This window comes from Streptomyces sp. NPDC002690 (assembly GCF_053592415.1).
Window position 1 is genome coordinate 1 of the sequence record NZ_JBSFVR010000692.1, and the last position, 1,664, is coordinate 1,664.

Annotated in this window: 1 protein-coding gene; it reads right to left on the reverse strand. The window is 73.7% G+C overall.

All coding sequences use genetic code 11. From position 1 onward, the window contains the following. A partial coding sequence (locus ACWD3D_RS36765) for an alpha/beta fold hydrolase (protein ID WP_451464981.1) occupies nucleotides 1–864 on the reverse strand: 864 nt, incomplete at its 3' end. Nucleotides 865–1,664 lie beyond the last annotated feature (800 nt).

Here is a 1,664-nt window from a genome sequence, read left to right on the forward strand (position 1 = left end):
GGCGGGCCCGGCCGGCTGTTCCAGGAAGGCTTCGACCGCCGTGCGCCAGGCGTCCGGGCGGTCGTAGTGGGCGAGGTGGCCGGCGTCGGGGATCTCGGCGTACTGTCCGAGCGGCAGCACCCGGACCATCTCCTGGGCCTCGGCGCGGCCCAGTTGGCCGTCTATCCCGCGCAGCACCAGCGTCGGGCAGCGGACCTGTGCCAGCTCCTCCCAGTGCGCGTCCAGGACCCAGGTCGCCCGGGACTCCAGCATCTGGCGGCGCGAGAAGACCGGCCGCCAGCCGTCCTCGCCCTCCGCCATCACCTCGGCGAAGAACTCGCCGCGCGCCGGGTTGGGGCGCTCCACCCACGGGTCGTCCTCGCCGAACCACTTCCGTACGTCGGCGAGGGTCGTGAAGGGCACCGGCCAGGAGTCGAACCAGCCGCTCCATTCGCGCTGGGTGGCGGCGCCGGGCGCGGAGGCCCGCATGTCGCAGATGACCAGGGAGCGCACCAGGTCGGGGCGCTTGGCGGCGAACTGCCAGGCGGTGAGGGCTCCCATGGCGTGTCCGACGAGGGTCACCGGGCCCAGGCCGAGCTGTTCGACCGCGCTCTCGACGTCGTCCACGTACGCGTCACGGGTGTACGGCCCGTCCGCGGGCTTCTCACTGCGGCCGTGGCCGCGCTGGTCGAGCCCGATCACGCGGTACCGCTCCGAGAGCCAGCGGGCCTGGGCGGCCCAGTGGGTGGCGCGGCCCATCAGTCCGTGCAGCAGTAAGACCCCCGGCGCACTCGCTTCGTCCGCGCGCCCCTTGGGCGGATCGGTGAACTCCCAGGCCGCGAGCCGGACGCCGTCCGAGCCCGTCACATCGATGCGCCGCACCATATGTCCTGGCATCCCCTTCTGGTTCTCGATCACGGGTGGCCTCGCCGCTCACACTATCGAACCTTTATTCGAAAACAGCAGGACTGGCGTTCAACACCGCTCGTTCGGGTGACAACGTTCCATGATTGACCGCCGCCGACCTGGGGAGATGTTCAGCGGGGAGCGGGCCGCTCGGGGATGACGGTCCGCAGGAACGACCCTGGGAGCTCGGGGCTCCGGGTCGGCACCGGGGAGGACGGACCCCGGCGCCCGTGGGCGCCGGGGTCTTCGGTCTTCCTCGCGCCCCCTTCACCGCGACTGCGGCGGCGGGCAGGGGCGCACGCGTCGGCGCGCGCCCCCGGAGCCGTACCGGCTCGCGGGACCGCGGCACCGGATCGCGGGGCGGCCGGGTGTCGGCTCCCGGACGCGGCGGACGCCTCCGGAAGCCCGGCGCGCGAGCCGCCGTCCCCCGGGTCGCGTCCGGCGGAGGCGTACATGGGCGCACAGGGGGCGCGTACCGCTGCACATGCTGGTACGTCGGGCGCATTCCCTGCTCCCTCCCCTGCCGCGCGGCCCGCCCGGCCAGCGCCCTCAGGTCATATGCCTGGCTTCAGCCTGGCACGCGCGGCGCCCGCCCGCTGCAATTCCGTACGGAAAAGAGAAAGCGGACGTCACGGTTGGATTGCCGTGACGCCCGCCCGGCGGGGCCCGCGTGGCGGGGACCCGGGGTGTGACGCGTGTTCCGTACCTGGTCAGAGCGCGGCCGGAGCCGTACGGGGAGCCGTACGCGACCTCCCGGCGCCCGGCCTCCGCGATCCCGG